Origin of the sequence: Nonlabens spongiae (assembly GCF_002117125.1) — a bacterium.
Lineage (GTDB): Bacteria > Bacteroidota > Bacteroidia > Flavobacteriales > Flavobacteriaceae > Nonlabens > Nonlabens spongiae.
Genome location: NZ_CP019344.1, coordinates 1475829 through 1497708 on the forward strand (window position 1 = coordinate 1475829; position 21880 = coordinate 1497708).

Annotated in this window: 24 protein-coding genes; 10 read left to right on the forward strand and 14 right to left on the reverse strand. The window is 38.3% G+C overall.

Going from position 1 to position 21880, the window contains the following annotated elements; genetic code table 11:
- Positions 1 to 62 precede the first annotated feature (62 nt).
- Positions 63 to 1463, reverse strand: a complete 1401-nt coding sequence (locus BST97_RS06755) for an L-serine ammonia-lyase (RefSeq protein WP_085768179.1) — start codon at positions 1461 to 1463, stop codon at positions 63 to 65.
- 145 nt (positions 1464 to 1608) lie between these two features.
- Between BST97_RS06755 and BST97_RS06760 the strand changes: the two genes are divergently transcribed.
- Positions 1609 to 2004 (forward strand): Rid family detoxifying hydrolase, encoded by a 396-nt coding sequence (locus tag BST97_RS06760; protein WP_085766524.1) that lies wholly within the window; start codon positions 1609 to 1611, stop codon positions 2002 to 2004.
- Entirely contained in the window at positions 2004 to 2873 is an 870-nt protein-coding gene (locus BST97_RS06765; protein ID WP_085766525.1) for a nucleoside phosphorylase, read from the forward strand. The genes BST97_RS06760 and BST97_RS06765 overlap by 1 nt, the downstream gene beginning before the upstream one ends.
- A 72-nt stretch (positions 2874 to 2945) precedes the next feature.
- Here the strand turns inward: BST97_RS06765 and BST97_RS06770 are convergent, their stop codons facing one another.
- The 5 genes from BST97_RS06770 to BST97_RS06790 form a co-directional block, all read right to left on the reverse strand.
- On the reverse strand, positions 2946 to 3380 hold the full coding sequence (locus BST97_RS06770) for an Hsp20/alpha crystallin family protein (protein ID WP_085766526.1): 435 nt from the start codon (positions 3378 to 3380) through the stop codon (positions 2946 to 2948).
- A 106-nt stretch (positions 3381 to 3486) separates the two neighbouring features.
- The gene (locus BST97_RS06775; protein WP_085766527.1) at positions 3487 to 3897 is read right to left on the reverse strand and encodes a tellurite resistance TerB family protein; all 411 of its coding nucleotides are present in this window, start codon (positions 3895 to 3897) and stop codon (positions 3487 to 3489) included.
- A gap of 16 nt (positions 3898 to 3913) precedes the next feature.
- Positions 3914 to 4714 carry a Brp/Blh family beta-carotene 15,15'-dioxygenase gene (locus BST97_RS06780; protein ID WP_157111512.1) on the reverse strand — a complete coding sequence of 267 codons (801 nt, stop codon included), beginning with the start codon at positions 4712 to 4714 and terminating at the stop codon, positions 3914 to 3916.
- A 56-nt stretch (positions 4715 to 4770) separates the two neighbouring features.
- A complete protein-coding gene (locus tag BST97_RS06785; RefSeq protein WP_085766529.1) occupies positions 4771 to 5928 on the reverse strand; it encodes a DUF2254 domain-containing protein in 1158 nt (385 codons plus the stop codon).
- Positions 5928 to 6749, reverse strand: a complete 822-nt coding sequence (locus tag BST97_RS06790; protein WP_085766530.1) for a bacteriorhodopsin — start codon at positions 6747 to 6749, stop codon at positions 5928 to 5930. Before BST97_RS06790 ends, BST97_RS06785 begins: the two co-directional genes overlap by 1 nt.
- A gap of 182 nt (positions 6750 to 6931) precedes the next feature.
- Here BST97_RS06790 and BST97_RS06795 point away from each other — a divergent pair, with 182 nt between their 5' ends.
- Both BST97_RS06795 and BST97_RS06800 read left to right on the forward strand, forming a co-directional pair.
- Positions 6932 to 8221, forward strand: coding sequence for a DUF2254 domain-containing protein (locus BST97_RS06795; RefSeq protein ID WP_085766531.1), 1290 nt, complete (start codon positions 6932 to 6934; stop codon positions 8219 to 8221).
- The gene (locus BST97_RS06800; RefSeq protein WP_085766532.1) at positions 8211 to 9002 is read left to right on the forward strand and encodes an alpha/beta hydrolase; all 792 of its coding nucleotides are present in this window, start codon (positions 8211 to 8213) and stop codon (positions 9000 to 9002) included. The genes BST97_RS06795 and BST97_RS06800 overlap by 11 nt, the downstream gene beginning before the upstream one ends.
- Here the strand turns inward: BST97_RS06800 and BST97_RS06805 are convergent.
- Both BST97_RS06805 and BST97_RS06810 read right to left on the reverse strand, forming a co-directional pair.
- On the reverse strand, positions 8992 to 9426 hold the full coding sequence (locus tag BST97_RS06805; protein WP_085766533.1) for a DUF2147 domain-containing protein: 435 nt from the start codon (positions 9424 to 9426) through the stop codon (positions 8992 to 8994). The two genes, BST97_RS06800 and BST97_RS06805, sit on opposite strands and share 11 nt — an antisense overlap.
- 102 nt (positions 9427 to 9528) lie before the next feature.
- Positions 9529 to 11424: a S8 family serine peptidase gene (locus BST97_RS06810; protein ID WP_085766534.1), complete on the reverse strand. Its 1896-nt coding sequence runs from the start codon at positions 11422 to 11424 to the stop codon at positions 9529 to 9531.
- Positions 11425 to 11572: 148 nt separating this feature from the next.
- Between BST97_RS06810 and dnaN the strand changes: the two genes are divergently transcribed.
- On the forward strand, positions 11573 to 12691 hold the full coding sequence (dnaN, locus tag BST97_RS06815) for a DNA polymerase III subunit beta (protein ID WP_085766535.1): 1119 nt from the start codon (positions 11573 to 11575) through the stop codon (positions 12689 to 12691).
- A gap of 75 nt (positions 12692 to 12766) precedes the next feature.
- Here the strand turns inward: dnaN and BST97_RS06820 are convergent, their stop codons facing one another.
- Together BST97_RS06820 and BST97_RS06825 are read right to left on the reverse strand one after the other, a co-directional pair.
- Positions 12767 to 13459 carry an OmpA family protein gene (locus BST97_RS06820; RefSeq protein WP_085766536.1) on the reverse strand — a complete coding sequence of 231 codons (693 nt, stop codon included), beginning with the start codon at positions 13457 to 13459 and terminating at the stop codon, positions 12767 to 12769.
- A 3-nt stretch (positions 13460 to 13462) separates the two neighbouring features.
- The gene (locus BST97_RS06825; RefSeq protein ID WP_157111514.1) at positions 13463 to 13951 is read right to left on the reverse strand and encodes a hypothetical protein; all 489 of its coding nucleotides are present in this window, start codon (positions 13949 to 13951) and stop codon (positions 13463 to 13465) included.
- Between the two features lie 78 nt (positions 13952 to 14029).
- Between BST97_RS06825 and BST97_RS15995 the strand changes: the two genes are divergently transcribed.
- Positions 14030 to 14215, forward strand: coding sequence for a hypothetical protein (locus BST97_RS15995; RefSeq protein WP_157111516.1), 186 nt, complete (start codon positions 14030 to 14032; stop codon positions 14213 to 14215).
- On the opposite strand, the gene BST97_RS06830 is transcribed toward BST97_RS15995, so the two are convergent.
- Complete coding sequence (locus BST97_RS06830; RefSeq protein ID WP_085768180.1) at positions 14185 to 15717, reverse strand: DEAD/DEAH box helicase; 1533 nt, start codon at positions 15715 to 15717, stop codon at positions 14185 to 14187. The two genes, BST97_RS15995 and BST97_RS06830, sit on opposite strands and share 31 nt — an antisense overlap.
- A 153-nt stretch (positions 15718 to 15870) precedes the next feature.
- Between BST97_RS06830 and BST97_RS06835 the strand changes: the two genes are divergently transcribed.
- Complete coding sequence (locus BST97_RS06835; protein WP_085766538.1) at positions 15871 to 16494, forward strand: YqaA family protein; 624 nt, start codon at positions 15871 to 15873, stop codon at positions 16492 to 16494.
- Positions 16495 to 17019: 525 nt separating this feature from the next.
- Here BST97_RS06835 and BST97_RS06840 read toward each other — a convergent pair.
- The 3 genes from BST97_RS06840 to BST97_RS06850 form a co-directional block, all read right to left on the reverse strand.
- The gene (locus tag BST97_RS06840) at positions 17020 to 17904 is read right to left on the reverse strand and encodes an OmpA/MotB family protein (protein ID WP_085768181.1); all 885 of its coding nucleotides are present in this window, start codon (positions 17902 to 17904) and stop codon (positions 17020 to 17022) included.
- Positions 17905 to 17975: 71 nt separating this feature from the next.
- On the reverse strand, positions 17976 to 18986 hold the full coding sequence (locus BST97_RS06845) for a glycosyltransferase family 2 protein (RefSeq protein ID WP_085766539.1): 1011 nt from the start codon (positions 18984 to 18986) through the stop codon (positions 17976 to 17978).
- Entirely contained in the window at positions 18983 to 19429 is a 447-nt protein-coding gene (locus BST97_RS06850; protein WP_085766540.1) for a type I restriction enzyme HsdR N-terminal domain-containing protein, read from the reverse strand. The genes BST97_RS06845 and BST97_RS06850 overlap by 4 nt, the downstream gene beginning before the upstream one ends.
- Positions 19430 to 19460: 31 nt before the next feature.
- On the opposite strand from BST97_RS06850, the gene holA reads away from it, so the two are divergent.
- The 3 genes from holA (at position 19461) to BST97_RS16085 (ending at position 21830) form a co-directional block, all read left to right on the forward strand.
- The gene (holA, locus tag BST97_RS06855; protein ID WP_085766541.1) at positions 19461 to 20468 is read left to right on the forward strand and encodes a DNA polymerase III subunit delta; all 1008 of its coding nucleotides are present in this window, start codon (positions 19461 to 19463) and stop codon (positions 20466 to 20468) included.
- Positions 20468 to 21457, forward strand: a complete 990-nt coding sequence (gene menA, locus BST97_RS06860) for a 1,4-dihydroxy-2-naphthoate octaprenyltransferase (RefSeq protein ID WP_085766542.1) — start codon at positions 20468 to 20470, stop codon at positions 21455 to 21457. Before holA ends, menA begins: the two co-directional genes overlap by 1 nt.
- Positions 21458 to 21632: 175 nt before the next feature.
- Positions 21633 to 21830, forward strand: coding sequence for a hypothetical protein (locus BST97_RS16085; RefSeq protein WP_085766543.1), 198 nt, complete (start codon positions 21633 to 21635; stop codon positions 21828 to 21830).
- Positions 21831 to 21880: the final 50 nt, after the last annotated feature.

A 21880-nucleotide genomic window follows, 5' to 3' on the forward strand; every position in this document is an offset into this window, starting at 1 on the left:
TAATCAATCAAAAGTACATGCTTGAAATGTGTGGCAATATTAGGGTTATGCTAAAAAAAGCATCAACAATCTGACAAGGCGACATTAACCGCAAGGCCACCTTCACTTGTTTCCTTATACTTGGAATTCATGTCTTGAGCCGTTTGCCACATGGTAGCGATCACTTTGTCCAGAGGAACCTTAATATTTTTCACGTCGCCATCCAGCGCCATCTCGCAGGCATTTATAGCCTTTATCGCACCCATTGCGTTGCGCTCGATACAAGGAACTTGAACCAATCCCTGAATGGGGTCGCAGGTTAATCCCAAATGATGTTCCATGGCAATCTCACTTGCCATCATCACCTGACCAGGAGAACCGCCCATGAGCTCTGTCAATGCACCGGCTGCCATGGCGCTGCTCACTCCTATCTCTGCCTGACAGCCACCCATAGCGGCACTAATGGTAGCTCCTTTTTTAAATAAGGTACCTATAGCTCCAGCGACTAGCAAATAGCGCTTTATATCTTCAAAATCTGCATCATGGTTCTCGATAACCATATAGTACATCATCACTGCTGGAATCACACCAGCGCTTCCATTTGTAGGCGCAGTGACGACTCTACCTAAAGATGCGTTTACCTCATTTACAGCAAGGGCAAAGCAGGTTACCCACTTGAGAATCTCACGAAATTTGACCTCTGTTTTCCTGATGGCCTCAATCCACTCGTACTTATCAGAGTAGCTCTTCCCCTTTTGAAGTTTTGCGTGGGAATCATAAGCTCGACGGCGCACGTTAAGACCGCCTGGAAGAATTCCCTCTGTATGACAACCAGTATACATACTGTCCAGCATGACATCCCATATTTGCCTGAGCCCTTTGTCAATTTCCTTCTCCTCATTGAGATAGAGCTCGTTCTCCAAAACGATCTGAGATACTGGTTTATTTTCTTGACGGCAGTGCATCAATAAATCCTCAGCGGTTTCAATGGGCCTCGGGAAACATTCAAACACCATACGCTTACGAGCAGCGCGTTTGCGCTCACGTTGCACAAAAAAACCACCACCTATACTAAAATAGGTTTCTGAGATTTTCTTACCGTCTTCCAGTGTTGCTTTAAAAGTCATCCCATTAGGATGAAACGGCAAGAATTTACGGTTGAACTTTATTTGGGTGGCTGGGTCAAAAGCAATTTTTACTGCTTTACCGAGAAAGAGACTTTTGGTCGAGTTGATCAGTTCTACGTGATCAGGAATGGCGGCAATGTCACAGCTTTGTGGATCTTCATCCAGCAGTCCCATCATTACTGCAATGTCAGTAGCATGTCCTTTACCAGTAAGTGACAAGGACCCGTACAGCTCCACCTTTACCTCCATGACTTGGGAAAGCACCCTTCTTTTTTGCAGTTTGTCAATAAAGTTGCGACCGCCACGCCATGGTCCCAGAGTATGGGAACTGGATGGCCCTACTCCTATTTTCAACATATCAAATACACTGATCGATTCAATTTTCTTAGGCGCTGCTACGGGTGCTATCACTTAATCAAAGACTTTAAAATTGAGACAAAGATATACACAACTCCTGAACAAATCGATTCTTTGAATCCTAAGCATTACGTACCTTTAGCTCATGAAGCAAATCATTTACACGGAGCTTGCTCCCAAACCTATAGGCCCATATAATCAGGCCGTTTTATATCAAACACCTCAAGGCAAAACATTATACACTAGCGGTCAAATCGCTATCGATCCTGCTAGTGGAGATCTTAAAATTGACGATTTAAAAGAAGAAACCCATCTTGTGATGAATCATTTAAAAAGTCTCCTCAATCAGGTAAACATGGATTTTGAGGATGTAGTGAAATGTTCAATATTTTTGAGCGACATGGGTAACTTCTCCACTGTGAACGAGATCTATGGAAGTTACTTTAATGAAGAAACGGCACCTGCACGCGAAACCGTAGAGGTTGCAAATCTCCCCAAATATGTTAATGTAGAAATCTCACTCATCGCAATACAAAGCTAATGCCTCTATCACCCTCAGAACTGATTATTAATTCAGATGGCAGTATCTACCACTTGAATCTCCGCCCAGAACAGATTGCTGACACCATTATAACGGTAGGCGATCCAGAACGAGTTACGGAAGTCTCCAAGCACTTTAATTTCATAGAGCATAAAGTAGGCCGCCGTGAATTTCATACCCACACGGGCACCTACCGCGGCAAAAGAATCAGCGTGATTTCCACAGGGATAGGAACTGATAATATTGACATTGTTTTCAACGAGCTGGATGCCCTCGTAAATATCGACTTTGACAGTCGAGAATTGAAGGATCAGCACACCAGCCTCAATATCATCCGCGTGGGGACTTCAGGATCAGTGCAGCCCTCGATAGGCGTGGACAGCTTTCTTTTAAGCCAGCGTGGGATCGGGTTTGACAGCTTGTTCCACTGGTACGAGAATGACGGTGGGGATTCCGCTTTCGCGAAAGCGGTACAAGAACAGCTCAATACCCAACGATTGAACATCGTTCCCTACGTTGTACACTGCTCAGAAACGCTTGCAAAACGTTTCCAAACCATAGATATGAATAACGGAAATACTATTACTAATGTAGGTTTTTATGGTCCACAAGGGAGAAAATTGCGTTTGAATCCCGCAGCAGAAGGATTGAATGATCGCATTGCCAACTTTGAATTTGATGGCCACCAAATCACCAACCTGGAGATGGAAACCTCTGGTATCTATGCGCTCAGCAAACTTCTAGGGCATGAAGCCGTATCGCTAAACGCCATTCTTGCCAATAGAGCCACTGGCGCCTTTTCTGAGCAACCTCAAGAAACCGTCGAGCGATTGATCAAATTTACGCTGGATAGGATTGTGGAGGTTTAGATCTAAATAGTATAGATATAAAAAAGCCCGATCGCAAATGATCGGGCTTTGACTAATTCTAAATCTCGCTGATTACTTCAAAGCAATCATTCTCTTAGGCTGTGGCAATGCTTCTTCTTTTTTAGGAAGAGCAATAGTCAGGATTCCATTTTCATAAGATGCATCAATGCTATCTTGATTCACAGTTTCAGGAATATTGAAAGCTCTCTTGAAGGAACGCTTAGAAAACTCACGGCGTGTAAATTGCTCCGTAGTTTCTTCTTCTTTATTCTCCACCTCAGAAGAGATAGTCAGCAGGTCATTATCTACTTCAATTTGTACCTCTTCTTTTTTGAAGCCTGGAATAGACATCTCAAGTTGGAATTTGTTTTCCATTTCTGAAACATTCACAGCTGGAATAAATCTCTTGTTCATCGTTGCAGTTCCACCCATAAAATCGTTGTTGAACATTTCATCGATCAAAGATGGTAACCAGTTGTTATTGCTTGTTCTATGTGTTAAAGTCATGATATTGAATTTTATTGATTTTGATTACCAATAGGCAACTTCAATACCAATTCAAAAACAAGACTATATGTCAGCTAAATACAACTTTAAACATGACGAAGTGTCGCTAGTTGTTTTGAGAACTATGAATCGTAAGCAGTTCAGAGGGTGGGATTTCACCGTGAGGGTAGTTCTTCATAGCATTTAGCAAACTGTCCACCACTGACTTACGAAAACCATACTTCAAAGCTACCTCATGAAGAAGCTGAAGCTCGCCATCATTAACTTTACCATCTATATGCATCATCAATAGTAATTTGTGGAAATGAATAATACGTTTTGTATGGCTTTGCGGTGTTGAAACGGTCAATTCATCGCGGTACCGGATCATACTCATGAGTTCTGACTCCTCTATATCCATGCGTTGCGCTATCTTTTTAAGAAACTCCAGTTCTTCTGGTGACAATTTATTATCTGCGAGAGCCATAAGAATCAACTGAGACAACAAATCTATTTTTTCTTGGGTAGTATAAGTCATAAGGGGTTGCTATAAATCAAGTGGCTTGTTTATCGCCATACAGTTTGTGAATGATGATTATATGAGGAACAGTTACAATTATAGCGATAAGCAGCGCAAAATGATAGAAATAAGTTTGATTATAAGTTAACACGTACCCAATTGCAATCCCTAAAAGAGATATCATGTAAATAGGTGCTGCATCTTTCACATATTTCAGCCAGGTTTTGTTTTCCTTATATAGACGCTTCATTTGACTGCTAAGGCTAGGCAAACTGTGCCAGAAAACAAAAAACACGGTAAACGAGGTAAACAAATTAAGCCCATAGAAAAGCAATGCCATAAATGCTAAGTTGATTATCTGGCTCACGGCGACTTTAACTGACACCTGTTTTTTCAACAGTGTAGCACCTAAATAAATAAGATACAAAAGGCCCGAGGCAATAGTTAACGAAATAAGCAAGATTGAAGAGTTTTCTGTACCCGTGAGATCGAATAGTACGATATCAAATTCTGCCGCGTTTAAAACAAACATCATCAGGAAAATGAGAAGCCCCAGTGACAACTTGTGAATCCAGGAAAATGATAAACCGTCAGACTCATAAAGTTCTTCACCAAAATGATAAGCACTGACCAAGACAAACAAGAGCACGCATATAAAAGGAGAAATGAAATATGCAGCAAAAAATAATAACCCAACCAAAACATAATTGATGATCAAGTATTTCCATTTTACTCCGGTAACCTTTTTATATATAACAAGGTCGTTAGACCCATGTAAAATACCGATGCTCAAGATCAAAAAAAGATTCAGGAAAATCACTAGTTGATAATTCATGAATTTCAACTCAGAGAATTGATAGATTACAAAAACCAGTATTGAGGCAATGAACTTCAAATGTTGACTGGGATTCTAATAAACGAGAGTTCAGGAAAAAGGGTTCGTAAGTGGCTAACGTGTGATTTTAAAACCTGATTTAAGACGGGATCGTCTTTCATGTAATAATACATCTCGTGGTAAACGGTTTCAAAAAGGTTTTTCCTTTCGATGGTATTAAAAACAATTATCTGATTTTCAATCCCCTCGCTATATACATTATAATCTTCAAATTTAAACCTATTAATCATCAATTGTTGAAGAAAATCAACAGCATTTAGAGCTGTCCCAGGATCATTAATAGCTGGAGAACAGGCTTTAACCCCTACCTCAACTAAGTGTTTAACATTGGTTTCAAACACATCTGAACACACCGTATGGTCTATAACAAAATGATCCTTGATTTTCTCAATCTCTTCCTCGCTGAGCTCTCTACTTGATTTAAGAAAAACCTCATTTTCTAAGATAAACGCTCCCTTGAACTTGACGATCTGGATGGACACATCCATTTTTTTTGCATCCTTGTATAATTCGCTAACATTGAAGTCATGTAGATATCCACAACTCCCAGAATTGACTATTTCATGATATAAATCTTCACCTTCATAGTTAGAAAAGAACTCCTCTTTTGATTTAAACTTCTCTAAGTCTTTATTTGCTTTTTCATATACTTCATCGATAATATAATTGATGTGAATACTTTGAGAAACACTGTGTATGAAATAAATAAAAAGGAGAACACAAGCCATGGCAAAAATAATCCCTAGTCCAGACGCCACAGTTGGAAAATAACCACCATTGTCATTTGTCAAACTCAAACTCATCACCATGGAATACAAGATCGTACCACTCGTAAATCCTAAAATCAACTGATGGTGCCTCTCCGAAAGTATTAGAGGAATTAAGCGTGGCGAATAGTTGTTAATATTTCTATTCAAAACATTCATGACCATGGTATAACTAAAAATGGTCAGGGTAAATATCCCACCTATTATGAATGAGAAAATATACTGCGAGTCCTTTTTATCACTGACCGCGAGCGCATCAGTTAAGCTGTATTCTGCATAATCTATTTCTATGAGATTCATGAGAATAGCAAGTACGACAAAGCACAGCGCTATTATCGAAGGTAATAGCGCTATGCTCTTATATAATCTTTTAAGATATACCAGCATTATTTAGTCTGCACGGAATCCTGACCTATCAGGTTCAACATTTGTTGCGCAGGAATATATCCAGAGGCAGCAGATTGTTTAATGGCGATGTAAGTTATCATAAGGCCATAAACTGCTTTTGAACTGATGTCTGCGATGGTAAATAATAGTTGTCTCCATACGACTCCTTCAGCACTATTAGCGATCCATGGAATTAAGTATGCTATAGGATAAAGAGTCCAAGCAAACATCATTAACCAAAATACTTTAGTGATTGTTGACCCAGCTCCACCCAGCATGGTTTTACGGCTGGTGAAAATCTTAGTTCCGACAATCCAATTCATTGCCACAAAAAATGCCGTACTTATTGCACCCCAGACCAACAATTGATCAATGCTTTCCACTTCATAGAGCTGACCCACATATCCCGTAATGATCATACCCCATGCAAAAAATATGAGCGCTGCGGCTGTTTTAAACAATGCCGCTCCTCTTATATTCAATACAATTAGTAATTGAGTCAAAAGACATGGAATGGTCACCATCCAGTTCACGTAACGGTATCCATTGCTGAAAGTAAGATCTGTAGGTTCATAGACACGGCCATTAAAGGCAAAAGCATCAGTCCACATCGTAGCCTGACTGAACAGAATCAACCCTGCACTTACCATAACGATACATGACAAAGCAGTCGCAACCCGATATTTGGGAGCTACGAATCTAGAAACGAGAATAAAAAAAACGAGTGCGGCGAGATGCGCTCCCACACCCATGGTCAGCAAATGATCGATAGCTTCAAATTGCCCCACGGTATATTCAAAAAGAGATTCAATATTTTTCATAATTTTTTATTAATCTACAAAATACCATCTTAACTTTTTACATATGGGTTAAGAAATTGTGAATTCACTTAATATTTCGTTACCTCAAGAGTTCGTAATTAGACTTAAAATATTAAAATGGACTTAATTGTAGCCACATTGTTTTTACATAATACTTAACTTGTCCTAAGAAGATAACTTTGATGAAAATCCTAACGAGAATCAAGTCCTTTTATAATGCGACCACCAGCAGCATTGCCTTTTATCCAGTTCTTATAGCCATAGCTGCCATATTACTAGCATCAGGAGCAAAAATTGCTGAGGGAGCTGGAGTTAGTGAATTAATAAGTGAGCATGCACCTTTACTGATCCTTCATGATGCTGACACTGCAAGAAATCTACTCACAACCTTCATCGCTGGAGGTATAAGTATACTAGTGTTCTCCTTCTCCATGGTGATGCTTCTTCTCAATCAGGCTGCAACAAATTACAGTCCGCGTATTTTACCCAACCTTATTTCAGAAAAAAAACATCAATTTGTATTAGGGATCTTTTTTGGAACCATTCTCTACAGTATTATGATCGTACTAGATGTGGATCCATCGGGAAATGACTACCAGCTACCCAGCTTCTCAATTATAATTTCTATTGCTATAGCTCTCACGGCACTTACCGCATTTATTTACTTTATCCACAGCATTTCTTCCAGTATACAAATCAATCATATAATGCGCGAGATATTTACGCTTTCGCGAAAGCATCTACAAATAATCATCGACGGTCAAAACGATCATCCAGGATTTGACAATCTCGAGTCATGGTACGAATACAAAACACCACAAGCGGGAACATTTCAAAACTTAAGCACCACCGCACTAAAGGAATTTATGCAAACTTCTAAGAACAAAATGCACGTTTTATCTTTAAAAGGCTCATATCTAAGAGATGAAGACATCATCTTCAAAACCAAAAATAAAGTGTCAGACGAGGATCTGGAGCAGCTTTATAAAAATTTCAATTTCAGCAATACAGAACTGGTGAGTGACAATTATATCTTAGGTGTCAAGCAAATTGCCGAAATAGGAATCAAAGCTATGTCACCAGGGGTAAACGACCCTGGTACAGCGGTGGACACTCTAAATTATCTAACGGAACTTCTAGCATTACGAATGTTAAAGAACGATACAAATGTCATCTGCAATGATGAAGAGGAACCTATTTTGAGCCTAAACGATCTTGAATTTTCAGACATGATCTACCACGTGTTAGCTCCTTATAGGCAGTACTGCAAACATGATTTTACAGTTATGTATAAAATTTTTGACATGCTCTTATATTTGATGACGGTAAAAGCTGTAAATCATAAATTTTACGAGATCATAAGGTATCAAACTAAATTATGCCTTATGGATGTCGAGTCTAATATGGAGAACAAAGAAGATCTCAAAAAACTTCAGCGAATAGCAGAAAAAATATCTGGTCATGAAAATTAAGAGATTGGTTTTACTTTTTTGCTTTCTGATATGCCTTTCAAATTTAAGTCCAGCTCAGGAAGTGGTGGTGGATTCTTTAAATTACAATGGCACTCCAAGGAAAATAAGAATATATCTACCATCACAGAACATAGATTTTTCAAAATCTAAGATTATCTATATGCTTGATGCTCAAAATCTCTTTGACGATGAAACAAGCTACGCAGGAGAATGGGAGGTAGACGAAGCTATTGACAACAATATAAATGTGAATCAAAAACCAGTTGTCGTAGGAATTGATCATGGTAATGCTGAGCGTATCAATGAACTCACTCCTTACGCACATAAAAAGTATGGTGGAGGAAAAGCAGAAGAATTCCTAGTTTTTCTCATCAATGAAGTAATGCCCCACATAGAACGCAAATTTCAATTTCAACACTCAAGAATAAATACCGTAATTGCAGGGAGTTCCCTGGGTGGATTATTTGCACATTACGCACTATTTTCTGAACCTAAAGTATTTAGTGCTGCTGGTGTATTCTCTCCTTCTTATTGGTTCTCAGATAAGATATATCGGCTCTCCAAGGATACAATAATCACCCTACCCACTTTTATATACCTAAGTGGTGGAGATTCAGAGAGTGAAAAGCTTGTCCAAGAAATGAGGTCCATGCAGTCTCTTTTAGATACAAAAGAGAATATGACTACCAAAATAACGATAATTCCAGGTGGAGAACATAATGAAAAACAATGGAGAGAGTCATTTCCCTCTTTTCTAGAAACCTTGGAGATTAAGAATTGAGCCGTTCCCAGATCTGTGTTCTGTATAAAAAAAGAACGTAACCTCTTACATTAAGTTTGTTGGGATCATTTTCATCTAACCAAATTTTACATTTATAGGTTTTCCCTTTTTCAGGGTCTAAAATGGTTCCATTTTCATATTCATCTCCATCTTTTTCTAAACCCCACATAATTTCTAAACCGATAATAGGTTGATCTTTGAATTTACCTTCGCAATTTTGACAGATAGGATTCTGAGGAGCCTCTGAATCAATAACCTTCAGAACTTTACCGTAATATTTATCGCCTTTTTTATAGATCTCCATATGAGATTTGACCTTGCCAGTTTTATCATCAATGGTTTTCCAAACTCCTACTACAGAATTCTGAGCATGGACATATATAGAGCTAAAGATCAGAAAGAATAGAACAAAGTGTCTTTTCATTTTTTCTTCTAAAGGTAAATGAAGAAAGCTAAAATATGCTTAAACAAATAAAAAACCACAGCAAGCTGTGGTTTTTACTCAATAATTGAACGTGAAAGAGTACTACTTCACGATAAGCTTTTTAGTAGTGCTTGCACTACCATCAGAAACATTCATAAGATAAACACCACTTTTTAATGTGCTGATATCAATTCTTTGTTGGAAAACAGAGCTGTTGTCAAAACTTCTATTGAGGACTTGTTTAGCCAAAATATCATGAATCGTGATATTTATCTTAGATCCGCTCAACTGTCCATTCATTGCTACGTTCACAAAATTATTTGCTGGGTTCGGATAGATTTTCACCGTTTCCAAAGTATCAGTTGAAGTCGAAAGAGTTCCTGGGTCAGCACCTTGAATGATTAAACTGAATTCTTGTGATCCAAAACGTAAACTACTACCTTTATGATCAACTGTTATCGAATAAGAACCAGCTGGAGCATCAATCTCTACAATCTCAATATTGTCAACATCGTTAACACCTTTTGTAGCAGCTGCAGTAAAATTATTAACATTAAGTTTCCATGGGAAAAAATCTACACCATTACTATCAGTGAGTTTAATATCTAAATCGTTTACCAAGGCAGGTGTTGGATCATCTTCAGGAGCGGAATTTGTATTACCAAAAGGGTCAGTCCAAGAAAGCGCAACTTTTAACTTTGATTGGTTTGAAACAACATTTCTAGTAAAAGTTGCACCAGATGTCAACTCCTCCTCTTGAATCAATGTAGAGCTACCTTCGTTAAGAAGAACTTGAGCAGCAGCTTCCACATCCATAAGCCCCCACCCGAAACGATAATCTGGACCAGCAGCGTTACCAGCTTCCTTAGTTGAGCTTAAAACTAATCCTTTCATACTAGCTGATCTCAGGACTTGAGAAGGATTAAGATCATCATATAAATCGTGTAAAAGAGCAATTCCACCAGAGACCATAGGAGTAGCCATTGATGTACCATTCAGAGTCCCGTAGGCAGTATCTGATGTAGCGATTGGACTTGTCACGTTAACTCCAACTGCAACAATATCAGGTTTTATACGACCGTCATCTGCAGGACCCCATGAGCTAAAAGTTGACATAGTCACATCGCTCGGATTAGTATAATTCAATTCTTGTTCTACTGCTCCCACCGTGATAACATTTTTGGCAATAGCCTTATCTGTTATCAAATCATAACCTGAATCACTAGTATTGAAACCATCTCCTCTATCATTTCCAGCAGCAACAACCGGTAAGAAAAACGGATTAAAATAAGTTATGATATCAAACCCTCTAGCATCAGAGTCGTATTTACCAGTCAGATATACCAAATTATTTTGAAGCACTAATCCGTAGCTATGATTACTTAGAATCATTCCGGCTTCAGCTTCAGGTCTAATCTCACCTGTATCGTCTTGTAAATCATAACTTCTAAGCGTCCCCTCATAAGCTACGCCTCTCCGAGATGATGTGGTTGTTCCATCTCCTATAATAGTTCCACCAACATGTGTTGCGTGATTGTCAAGAATTCTTGAAAATTCCAATAAAGTTACTCTCGATAATAAATCAGTATGAGTAGACCTCACATCTCCACCATCCCAAATCCCTACAACAATACCATTGCCAGTAGCATTTACGCCTAGTGATCCCCCAGGATAGAGTTTCTGTGCTTCAATAGTTCTGACTCCAGGTAGATTATAAATAGAGACATATTTAGGATCGCCACTTTGAGTCACATCTTCTAGAACCACAAGATTCCCCTTCTCATCTCTATATTTAACAGGTACATTATTTACCTGGAGATATGCATCTATACGTGCTAAGCGTTCCTCATTATATCTATTAAGCTCCTGTCTTGCCAGATCTTGAAATTTAGAATTTGTGTTGTTAGAAATATATTTTCTTTGAGCCTCGCTTTGCCCTAAGACTGATGCAGTTGATGCAGTTAAAAGGAGACCTGCTATTAAGTATTTCAATTTCATACGGAGAAGTTTATTAGGTGAAGGGTAATTAAGCGACTCAATACCCTATATTTGTTTTATTATTACTTGGTCGCAATTTAATTGATAATTTACAATTTTTCACATGACCAATCAAGTTTAGTTATCGTTTAAAAGATTTAGCATTTTTATGAAATTCATAGTTTCAAGTTCCTATTTGCAACGCAATCTTCAAGCATTAGGAGGAGTTATAAATAACAACAATACTTTACCAATTCTTGACAATTTCCTTTTTGAACTCACTGGTAATTCTTTGAAAGTCTCAGCTAGTGATATGGAAACAACAATCACCACAATTTTGGAGGTTGAGAGTCAAGATGATGGCAACATTGCATTGCCCGCTAAATTATTACTTGATACACTCAAGACTTTTCCAGAACAACCACTCACATTTCATGCCGAAAATGCAACAACAATCATCAGTCATGATCGTGGGAAGTCTGAAATAGCCTGTGCTTCTGCTGATGAATTCCCAAAGACGGTGTCTCTTAATGAACCTAAGAGCACAACCTTAATGGGGGATGTTCTAGCCACTGCAATCAATAAAACCATTTTCGCGACTGGAAATGATGACTTGAGACCTGTGATGAGCGGTGTATTTTTCCAGTTAGCAAGCGATGGACTCACATTTGTAGCAACTGACGCTCACAAATTGGTCAAATATAAGCGCGAGGATTCAAGTGCTACTGACACTGCTGAATTCATCATGCCTAAGAAGCCTCTAAACCTTCTAAAATCTATGCTTCAAGGCAATGAATCTGAAGTGTTAATAGAGTATAATGAAAGTAATGCGAGATTCTCTTTTGATGATACTGCGGTAGTTTGCCGACTTATAGATGGGAAATACCCTAACTATGAGGCGGTAATCCCTAAGGAAAACCCTAACAAATTGGTCATATCCAGAACCCAGTTTCTAAACTCAGTAAGAAGGGTAAGTATTTTCTCAAATAAAACAACTCATCAAATACGTCTAAGAATGGCGGGCGCAGAACTGAACATAAGCGCAGAGGATCTGGATTATAGCAATAAAGCAGATGAAAGGCTAACCTGTGACTATCAAGGTGATGATATGCAAATAGGCTTCAATAGTCGCTTCCTTATTGAAATGCTGAATAACTTAAACTGCGATGAAGTGTCTTTGGAGATGTCACTACCTAATCGTGCTGGAATACTTACGCCCATAGATGGATTAGATGAAGGAGAAAGAGTAACCATGCTAGTAATGCCTGTAATGCTCAGCCAGTCATAGTTTTAAGACCCAGAAACACAAAACCCCCAAACCTTAATCAGTTTGGGGGTTTTTATTTATAATATGAATTGAAGCTTATTGTTTCTCAGCTTCCTTTCTCGCATCCTCTCGCATTTCTTCTCCTGCAACTATTCCTATTTCCACTCTTCTATTTTCAGCTCGACCTTCTGGAGTTTCATTAGTTGATCGAGGATCAGCCTCACCACTATAAGTCATTGTAATCCGATCCCTTGAAATATTGTGCGTTGCCAGATAATCAACTACACTCTGAGCTCGTCTTTTGGATAAATCCATGTTATATTCAGCAGCACCTTGATCGTCAGTATGACCAGCTACCAAAACTTCTGTTCCTGGATATTTAGTCATAATGTTAGTAAGCTTATCTAACGTAGCTTTTGAGCTCGTATTCAAAGTTGCCTGATTAGTAGCAAAACGTACACCACTACCCTCATCAAAAGTCACCACAATACCTTCACCCACACGTTCTACCTCAGCTCCCGGTAATTCCTGAGATATTTCTTGAGCCTGTTTATCCATTCTCCGACCTATAATATTACCAGCAACTCCTCCTACTACAGCTCCTATAACTGCACCTTCTGTCTGGTTGTCACCGTCACCTACATTGTTTCCTATGATTAAGCCCAGTATAGTTCCTCCAGCAGCACCTATTGCGGTACCTCGCTGTTGATTATTGCTGTTTTTAACAGCTCCACAAGACGCAATGAATATGGCTAACAGAGCTATGGTTATATATTTTAAATTTCTCATTTCTTATTGATTTAAAGTTGTTCTTATTAATTTCAATTCCATGTTTACGGGACCACCATCTATAGTCAAACGCTGTCCCAAAATAATCTGATTCTCACTAACTGATTTTATATTCAATGTGTAGCCTAAATCATCTACTGAGTTATAATCTTCATCAGTAGGCTTAAGTTTGAAAGTTCTACTGGCTGAGTCGAGTACCCATATAAAATACCGTTTTCCCGTCTCACATGAATTACTTGTTATCTCGTAACTCCCCTTGTTATTATTTGAAACAAAGTTCCAATCACTAACTAGAAAACAATCTGTATCCGTATCGTTGAATAGGGTAACGTTATATTTTCTGTAGCCATCAAAATCCACAGATGCAAGTGTCCAGTTGCCTTTAAACTCTTTTTTATCAATTTCACGGCCCGCAATGCTTACCGTGCTTTGTTTAGACCCACACGATATCAACAGCATGGACATGATAATAAATCCTAAAACTCGATTCATAAAAATTTTTGAGGAAATGTATAATTAATCGACAGTAGCGATAAACAAATTAACCATAATTAACGCAGTTTAGTTAATATGATGAAAAATCCCTTCATCATTAACGACGACCTTGTACTTCTAGCAGTATCTACGATTTTAAAACAAAAAAACCATAGCTCTCAAGCCATGGTTCTTTCTGTATCGTTTGTATCTGTCTCGCTTTCGCGAAAGCGAGATAATTCACATCACCATCAGGAATCTACACCCGCAAATTCTTGTTGAATCGCGAGACGCAACCTGCGATAGTAGTCTTCTTCTAACCACTCTCTGTAGTTGTTTGTATTATTGATAATACAGTAAGAATATCTCCTCACTCTATCTGAAATATCCTCTTTAAGCATTTTTGCTAGTATGCGAGCATCAAACACATCCTCGCTGTTCTCAACACACCACTGAACGTGTTGAGCGATGGATTCATCAAGAACTAATTTTGACTTTTTGCCCTCTTTAGTGATGCGATCATAAGCTCCCTTGATGTCAAACGTAAAATCCTTAGTATTTGGAAATTCTGCTCTGATCTTTTCTGGCATTTTGTAAACAAAGTTGCGCTCGATCTCCTCATCAGAAACTATGTTCTCCACATAAAAATCTGGAGATCTGAAAACTTGTTGCCAGTCCACAGGTTCATTCCATAAACCGAAGCGAGCCACATTATTTCCTAAATCAATGATCTGGAACTTCTTTTTAGTATCTAAGATACGCGACCCTCTACCGATCATCTGGTAGTATAGTGTCAAAGACTTAGTCGCTCTATTCAAGATGATATTTTCAACTGATGGTTCATCAAAACCAGTGGTAAGAATACTTACAGAAGTCAATACGGCATCATCCTTTTTACGGAACCACCTTAAAATCTCCTTACGCTCTTCTTTAGTATTTGTATTGTCTAGATGTCTGATCTCGATCCCAGCTCTTCGGAAAGTATCTTCTACTTCCAGACTTGTACGTATACCATTATTAAAAATCAATGTCTTTTTACCCTTGCACACCTCATTGTAAGCTTGAAGGAGGCGGTTTTGCATGGTGATGTCTGTGTAGACCTTTTCACTGGATTTAACCGTGTAATCTCCATTCATACCTATAGTCAGGCCGCTCAATCCTACATCATAAGTATGGGTAACAGCCTGAGCTAAAAATCCTTTCTCAACAAGACTAGAGATACTATCTCCCACGATCAGCTCCCTATAATTGTCCTTCATAGGCAGTTTGAAGTTAGAACTCAGTGGTGTTGCCGTTACTCCTAGCATAAAGCAGTGCTCAAAATATTTGAACAATTTTCTGAAACTGTTGTAATGCGCCTCATCCACAATGACAAGACCTATGTCTTCCAGGTCTAATTTATCATCCTGAATCCTATTATTAAGTGTCTCTACCATGGCGACAAAACACTCAAATTCATTCTGGTCATCAAGCTCCTTTACCTTAGAATTGATCACCTTGTTCTTTACATTAAATTGAGCAAGCATTTTTGAAGTTTGCTTGCACAACTCGATACGGTGAGTAAGGATTACAACCTTTTTATTTTTCTCCTTAAGATAACGTCTTACGATCTCACTAAAAATGACAGTTTTGCCTCCTCCAGTAGGTAACTGGTACAGCAAATTGTAGTCATCTGATTTATTGTTGATACGGTCAAAGATTTCCTTGAGATCTCGCTCTTGATAGTCATACAAGGTTTTGAACTCAGTGGGTTTTTCAGCAACTTTTTCAGGCAAAATTTTAATTTTTGGGATTTGCAAAAGTACGTCCTTAAAAAGGTTCTAAAAAGAAATGAGCCGCTAAACATTTGAAAACGGCATTCCAATTATTATTATTCAGTTTTTAACAGTAGAACACTGATGAAATATTAATTTTGCAAATCCGAGAAAAAAACAAATTTGAGCGATCCTATCAAACATAGAAAAAAACCATGGTTCCAGCCGGAACGCGCCCATAAATACTATAAAATCACTGGGTTTTACAATTTTGTAGTGGACAGCATTAAAAAATCCATGCCGCCCGTCATAATTGTAGTTGCGCTACTTGTTTTGTTTCATTTTTTTGTAATGCCTATAAATGAGGCTTTACAACTAGCTGTTGATGAACTACCAGATGCTGGAGTCTTGGCATTCTTTTACCTTTCTGAAACTGCCCTAGGACTCATACCACCAGAACTTTTTATCGCATGGGCTGGAGAAACAGCTACACCCATTCTCAATTTGAGTTTGATTGCTTTGTTCTCTTACTTAGGTGGATTTACTGCCTACTGGATAGGTCGTAGGGCGTTAAAAATCCCGAGCCTTCATAACTATCTTGAGGTAAAAATGGCTAAGCAACTCGTCATGGCTCGTAAATGGGGAGGTATTCTCATCGCTGTGGGAGCCATGCTACCCTTACCTTTTGCCATGGCCAGCCTCGTCGCTGGTATGCTCAAATATCCAGTTAAGAGCTGGGCAGTCGTAGGCCTTTTACGCTTCGTACGTTTTGCGATCTACGGCGCAGCTATTTTCTCAGTGGTGTGATAGTTTCCGCTTTCGCGAAAGCGAGACAGTTTTCACGAAATATATCTAAAAAACTTTTCTTCTTATACACTAAGGATTCTAGACTGAATTAAGCTCTAGGATAGTTTTAGCGTCGTTTAAATCTTACGGAATGGGGATAACTAAACTACACATTTAGAATATGTATCGTACTCAGAGAAAAACTCCTCAGTTATCGTATTACCACCTTCATAGTTGTGGAGCTTAAATTCATACTTCTAAAGACTCCTCTCGAGAAGTTTCAATTCTCGCATTTGAATAAAGAATAATATAAATAATATGGGATCATGAAGTGCAATCAAGCTATCATCATCACTCTCGTTATGTAAATTTATTATCTCTGACTGTGAGGAACAATTAGACCTGTCTTCAACCAGCAAACTCTATTAGAAATCACTTGAGTTAAAACTTCCACTGAATAAGCAAATCTATGGTTCTTAGTTTTCATCAACATAAATGCCCGCTAAAAGCGGGCATTTCATTAATTGTCTCTATAACTGGAAGAACTTAGTTCTTCATTTGAGTTTCTTTCTTGGCATTCTCTTTAGCCTGCTCCATTCCTTTTTCCACCATATCAAAGAATTGGTCAAGTTTAGGTAACACGATAATTCTTGTACGTCTGTTCTTAGCGCGACCTTCTGCTGTATCGTTGCTCGCAACAGGCATGTAATAAGATCTACCAGCTGCAGTCATTCTCGTAGGATCTACTTTGAACTCTTCTTGAAGGACTCTTGCAACAGCCGTTGCACGAGCTGTACTGAGCGCCCAGTTATCAGGAAATTTTGAAGACGAAATAGGCTGATTGTCAGTGTGACCCTCAATCAAAATATCAATCTCTGGCTTGTCATTAACTACTTTAGCCACTTTACCTAATACCGACTTAGCCTCTTGTTGTACATTATCACTTCCACTGCGGAATAACAACTTGTCGCTGATTGAGATGTAAACCACACCTTTCTCCACGTTTACACTTATGTCCTCGTCATTGAGATTACCCAAAGAACTTTTTAGGCTTGTTACAAGAGCTAGTGTAACACTATCCTTCTTGGTTATAGCGTCGTTCAAACTCTTGATTTGCATGTCTTTCTCACGCAGACTTTCTAAGGAACGCTCTAGGTTTTTACCTCCTTGTTTAGTCAATGTTATAAAGTCCTCTTGAGACTCATATAAGGCATCCTTTTCTTTCTTGAGGTCATTAACTCTTTCTTCAAGCACATTTACACGTGCTTTTGCCACCTCAAGATCCTTCTCAGCTGCATTTAGCTTAACCGTTGCTGTATCCAGCATTTCTTGGGTTTGTTTTTGTTTTTCTTGAGCTGCTTCCAGCTCCTTTTTAGAGGCACAGGAAACCATAATTCCAGCTGCCATCAATCCTACAAATAACTTCTTCATTGTGATGTTAGTTTTCATAAATTCAAAAATAAGAAACGGTAGTAGTCCACCCCATATTGTTAACATGCTTTTTAACTAGTGCCACTGGTTTTATGAAAAGTTCGTCGATTTAAGACAAAGTATTGATATATAATCGAAAAAACCCTCTGGTTATTTTGATAAATTATTTTAGAACGTGAATTTCTTTTAGGCCAGATAATACTCAGATTTGAGTAGAAGCTTATATGCGCTTTAATTACGGCTATGAAATGTGAACCATTACCCTCGATTAAAAACTTTAGCGCCGCAACGCCATCCAGCACCATCCTCAAAAGTAGTATTGCCAGCATCAGGTTACTTTCATCGTTCTTGACTATATTATAAAGACTATTTCTAAAGTTATAGAAGGTTTTTTTAGGGTTATGATTTTTGAGTGTGCCTCCTCCTAGATGCAATATTGAAGATTTGGGCTCGTATCCTACCCTATACCCTATTTTTCTGACCCTCCAACAAAGGTCTATTTCTTCCTGATGAGCAAAATAATCTACATCAAAACCCCTTAACTCATCAAAGACTGTCTTCCTTATAAAAAAACAGGCCCCACTGGCCCAGTCTAAATCTATAGCATCATCGTACTGCCCTTGATCCTTCTCTAGCGTAGTAAAAATGCGCCCCCTACAATAGGGATAAGCAAGTCTATCCAAGAAACCACCCGCAGCGCCAGCATATTCAAAATACTCTGGTCTTTTGAGATCCAATAATTTAGGCTGCAATACAGCTAGTTTCAGTTCACCCTGAAATCTTTTAACGATGGGAGTAAGCCACTCTGGTGTTACCTCAACATCTGAATTCAATAAACAAACTACCTCATTTTTAACGTGCTTTAAAGCTTCATTATAACCGCCGGCATAACCTCGATTCTTATTCATGGCAATTATCTGTACTGTTGGATAATGATCTTGAATCCACTTTCTGGAAGAGTCTGTAGAAGCATTATCTGCAACATATATGTCATGACCAGAGCTACACTCGACCACGCTGGGTAAAAATCGGTTGAGCAAATCCACACCATTCCAGTTGAGTATAACTATACCTATTTTCATAATTGATAATCTGGCAGTTCCTCTATGAAATTGTAGGATTTATGTTCATAATCCATAATACAATAGTAATGAGATAAACCATTAGTGACCATAAGGTAATCTGCATCGAGAGCTAAATTATATCGAGCAATCTGATCAAATACGTTTTGATCAATTTTCACTTTGGGCGCTTTGCATTCCACCGCTAGAAAAATAGAACCATCTTTATTATATACGAGAATGTCATAGCGCTTTTTTGTTCCGGCAACGTTGAGCTCCTTTTCAATGTTCATAAGATTTTGAGGGGTACGCTTTCGCGAAAGCAACATAAAAACAACGTGCTGCCTCACCCATTCTTCGGGTGTCAAATGGACAAACTTTTTACGGATGGGGTCAAAGATCGACTGTCCTTTTTCCGTATTTTTGATCCTAAATGTGGCTGGTGGCAGTCGCAATGGTATCATAGTACAATAATACAAAACCGCACTGCACTGCATGGGCGATTATCGACAGATTCTCACAGATCTCAAAAACAAAAAATATGCTCCGGTTTACTTTCTCTGTGGACAGGAGCCTTACTTCATCGATAAGATTTGTGACCACATAGAAAAAAACGCTCTCAATGAAGCCGAACAAGGCTTTAACCAGATGATTCTCTATGGTAAGGATACCACCATTGAAGAAATTTTAGAAAATGCTAAGCGTTTTCCCATGATGGCTGAGCACCAAGTAATAATTGTCAAAGAGGCACAGCATCTAGTAAAACAGTTACCAAAGCTGGAAAATTACCTCGAGCAGCCCCAAAACACTACAGTTCTAGTATTTGCCTATAAATATAAAGTGCCAGACGGACGGAGCAAGGTCACTAAATTGCTAAAGAAAAAAGCAGTCTATTTTGAATCAAAACCACTTTATGAAAATAAGGTAGGGCCTTTTATAGGTGAGACGCTCAAGGAAAAAGGATTTCAAATAAGTCCAGAGGCTAACAGATTACTTGTGGATTATTTAGGTACTGATTTAGGTAAAATAAATAATGAGTTGTCTAAATTAACCCTTGTTCATGATTCTGCTCTTCCTATAACTCCTCAAGTAATAGAGGAAAACATAGGTATTTCCAAAGATTTCAACGTCTTTGAACTGCGCAAGGCTATAGGGATGCGTGACAATCTCAAAGTCCACCGTATAGCTAATTATTTTGCCGAAAACCCAAAGGAAAACCCGATTGTTTTAACTACAGCTCAATTATTTTCATTTTTTACCCAATTGCTTAAAGTACATGGGTTAAGAGACAGATCGCCCCAAGCGGTAGCAAGAGCAGCTGGAGTTAACCCTTATTTTGTTCAAGAGATACTTACAGCGGTAAAAAATTACCCTATGAAATATTGCAGTCGTGCCATTAAACTCATCAGAGAAACAGATGTGCAGTCTAAGGGTGTAGGGACCGTACAAGCTGATCAGGGCTACTTATTAAAAGAACTACTTGTAAATATTATGTCCAGATAATGGGAGCACCGTTAAAAGCTTGGATCTCTGCTGCACGATTGCGTACACTTCCATTAAGTATTAGTGGAATTTTAATGGGCATATCCTGTGCCTATTTCATGGGAAACATCCCCAAAATACAAAGTGGCTTGAATCCAGCTTACTTTGATCCCTATTTTGAAATTAGATTATGGAAAATAGCCGCATTAGGGTTGATTACCACATTACTTTTTCAAATTCTATCAAATTTTGCAAACGATTATGGTGATGGTACTAAAGGTACTGATAACGATAAACGCATCGGACCCATACGAGCCATTCAGAGCGGCCTGATCAGACCTTCTCAAATGAAGAGAGCTGTTATTATTACTTCCATCTTATCATTCATCAGCGCTGTTGCTTTAATATCAGTAAGCTTAGGTTTCAAGCAATTACTTATCGCGCTGTTTTTTTTAGTTCTAGGAGTTGCAGCTATTTGGGCAGCGATAAAATATACAGTTGGTGATGATGCTTATGGCTATTCTGGTTTGGGCGATCTTTTCGTTTTCATATTTTTTGGACCGGTAAGTGTAATGGGGATTTACTATCTGGTACTTCAACAATTCAATATCTTCTTGATTTTACCTTCTCTTACCATAGGATTATTAAGTGTTGCGGTTCTGAATCTTAATAATATGCGAGACATTGAAAACGATCAAGTCTCTGGAAAAAATACAGTGGTTGTCAAAATAGGCCTCGCTAAGGCAAAAGTTTTCCATTTGAGTCTTATAGCAGTAGCATTTGTATCCTTGATATATTATCTACTCCATTTGAAATCACTTTATTCAGAGTCTACAATATTGATTTTCTTCCCATTGGTAGCTTTCACTCCTTTAATTGCACACTGTATCAAAGTCCTTAAAAACGATGTGCCAGCTCTTTTTGATCCGGAGCTCAAAAAAGTAGCCTTGTCGACCTTTCTATTGAGTTTGATTACTCTAATTGTATTGATCTCAATTACAATCAACTAACAGTAGTTTTACTATTAGTTTTTTACTAAATTGATCAATTAATAACAGAAAATTACACATACTGGCATATATTTTTAACAAATGCTAGTCAATGCATAACATTATTTTTTATATATTTAACTGTTCAAAAAGGCTGTTTATTGACTGAAAACTACTCTAACTAAAATTATTATTCATGGCACGAGCAATGTTTGAATACACTAAAACTATCCTTGAGAAGGTAAGTTTTGACGCCCTGCTTTTTTGTAAAGAATTGGAAAAAGCAGTCAAATGTCTCCTCCCCTATGAGATTAAAGAATTGCAGATTTGGGTAAGACAGTTAATCACAAGAAATCCAGAATTAGCCTCCTGCATCAATTTACTACCCAAGTAATTAATTTTAAGTGATTATTCTAAGAGGTGTCCCTAAGGTTATAAAATCTT

Coding starts and splice junctions, on each gene's coding strand:
- BST97_RS06755 (WP_085768179.1), bottom strand. CDS start 1,463: ATGTTGAAAATAGGAGTAGGGCCATCCAGTTCCCATACTCTGGGACCA.
- BST97_RS06760 (WP_085766524.1), top strand. CDS start 1,609: ATGAAGCAAATCATTTACACGGAGCTTGCTCCCAAACCTATAGGCCCA.
- BST97_RS06765 (WP_085766525.1), top strand. CDS start 2,004: ATGCCTCTATCACCCTCAGAACTGATTATTAATTCAGATGGCAGTATC.
- BST97_RS06770 (WP_085766526.1), bottom strand. CDS start 3,380: ATGACTTTAACACATAGAACAAGCAATAACAACTGGTTACCATCTTTG.
- BST97_RS06775 (WP_085766527.1), bottom strand. CDS start 3,897: ATGACTTATACTACCCAAGAAAAAATAGATTTGTTGTCTCAGTTGATT.
- BST97_RS06780 (WP_157111512.1), bottom strand. CDS start 4,714: ATGAATTATCAACTAGTGATTTTCCTGAATCTTTTTTTGATCTTGAGC.
- BST97_RS06785 (WP_085766529.1), bottom strand. CDS start 5,928: ATGCTGGTATATCTTAAAAGATTATATAAGAGCATAGCGCTATTACCT.
- BST97_RS06790 (WP_085766530.1), bottom strand. CDS start 6,749: ATGAAAAATATTGAATCTCTTTTTGAATATACCGTGGGGCAATTTGAA.
- BST97_RS06795 (WP_085766531.1), top strand. CDS start 6,932: ATGAAAATCCTAACGAGAATCAAGTCCTTTTATAATGCGACCACCAGC.
- BST97_RS06800 (WP_085766532.1), top strand. CDS start 8,211: ATGAAAATTAAGAGATTGGTTTTACTTTTTTGCTTTCTGATATGCCTT.
- BST97_RS06805 (WP_085766533.1), bottom strand. CDS start 9,426: ATGAAAAGACACTTTGTTCTATTCTTTCTGATCTTTAGCTCTATATAT.
- BST97_RS06810 (WP_085766534.1), bottom strand. CDS start 11,424: ATGAAATTGAAATACTTAATAGCAGGTCTCCTTTTAACTGCATCAACT.
- dnaN (WP_085766535.1), top strand. CDS start 11,573: ATGAAATTCATAGTTTCAAGTTCCTATTTGCAACGCAATCTTCAAGCA.
- BST97_RS06820 (WP_085766536.1), bottom strand. CDS start 13,459: ATGAGAAATTTAAAATATATAACCATAGCTCTGTTAGCCATATTCATT.
- BST97_RS06825 (WP_157111514.1), bottom strand. CDS start 13,951: ATGAATCGAGTTTTAGGATTTATTATCATGTCCATGCTGTTGATATCG.
- BST97_RS15995 (WP_157111516.1), top strand. CDS start 14,030: ATGATGAAAAATCCCTTCATCATTAACGACGACCTTGTACTTCTAGCA.
- BST97_RS06840 (WP_085768181.1), bottom strand. CDS start 17,904: ATGAAGAAGTTATTTGTAGGATTGATGGCAGCTGGAATTATGGTTTCC.
- BST97_RS06845 (WP_085766539.1), bottom strand. CDS start 18,986: ATGAAAATAGGTATAGTTATACTCAACTGGAATGGTGTGGATTTGCTC.
- BST97_RS06850 (WP_085766540.1), bottom strand. CDS start 19,429: ATGATACCATTGCGACTGCCACCAGCCACATTTAGGATCAAAAATACG.
- holA (WP_085766541.1), top strand. CDS start 19,461: ATGGGCGATTATCGACAGATTCTCACAGATCTCAAAAACAAAAAATAT.
- menA (WP_085766542.1), top strand. CDS start 20,468: ATGGGAGCACCGTTAAAAGCTTGGATCTCTGCTGCACGATTGCGTACA.
- BST97_RS16085 (WP_085766543.1), top strand. CDS start 21,633: ATGGCACGAGCAATGTTTGAATACACTAAAACTATCCTTGAGAAGGTA.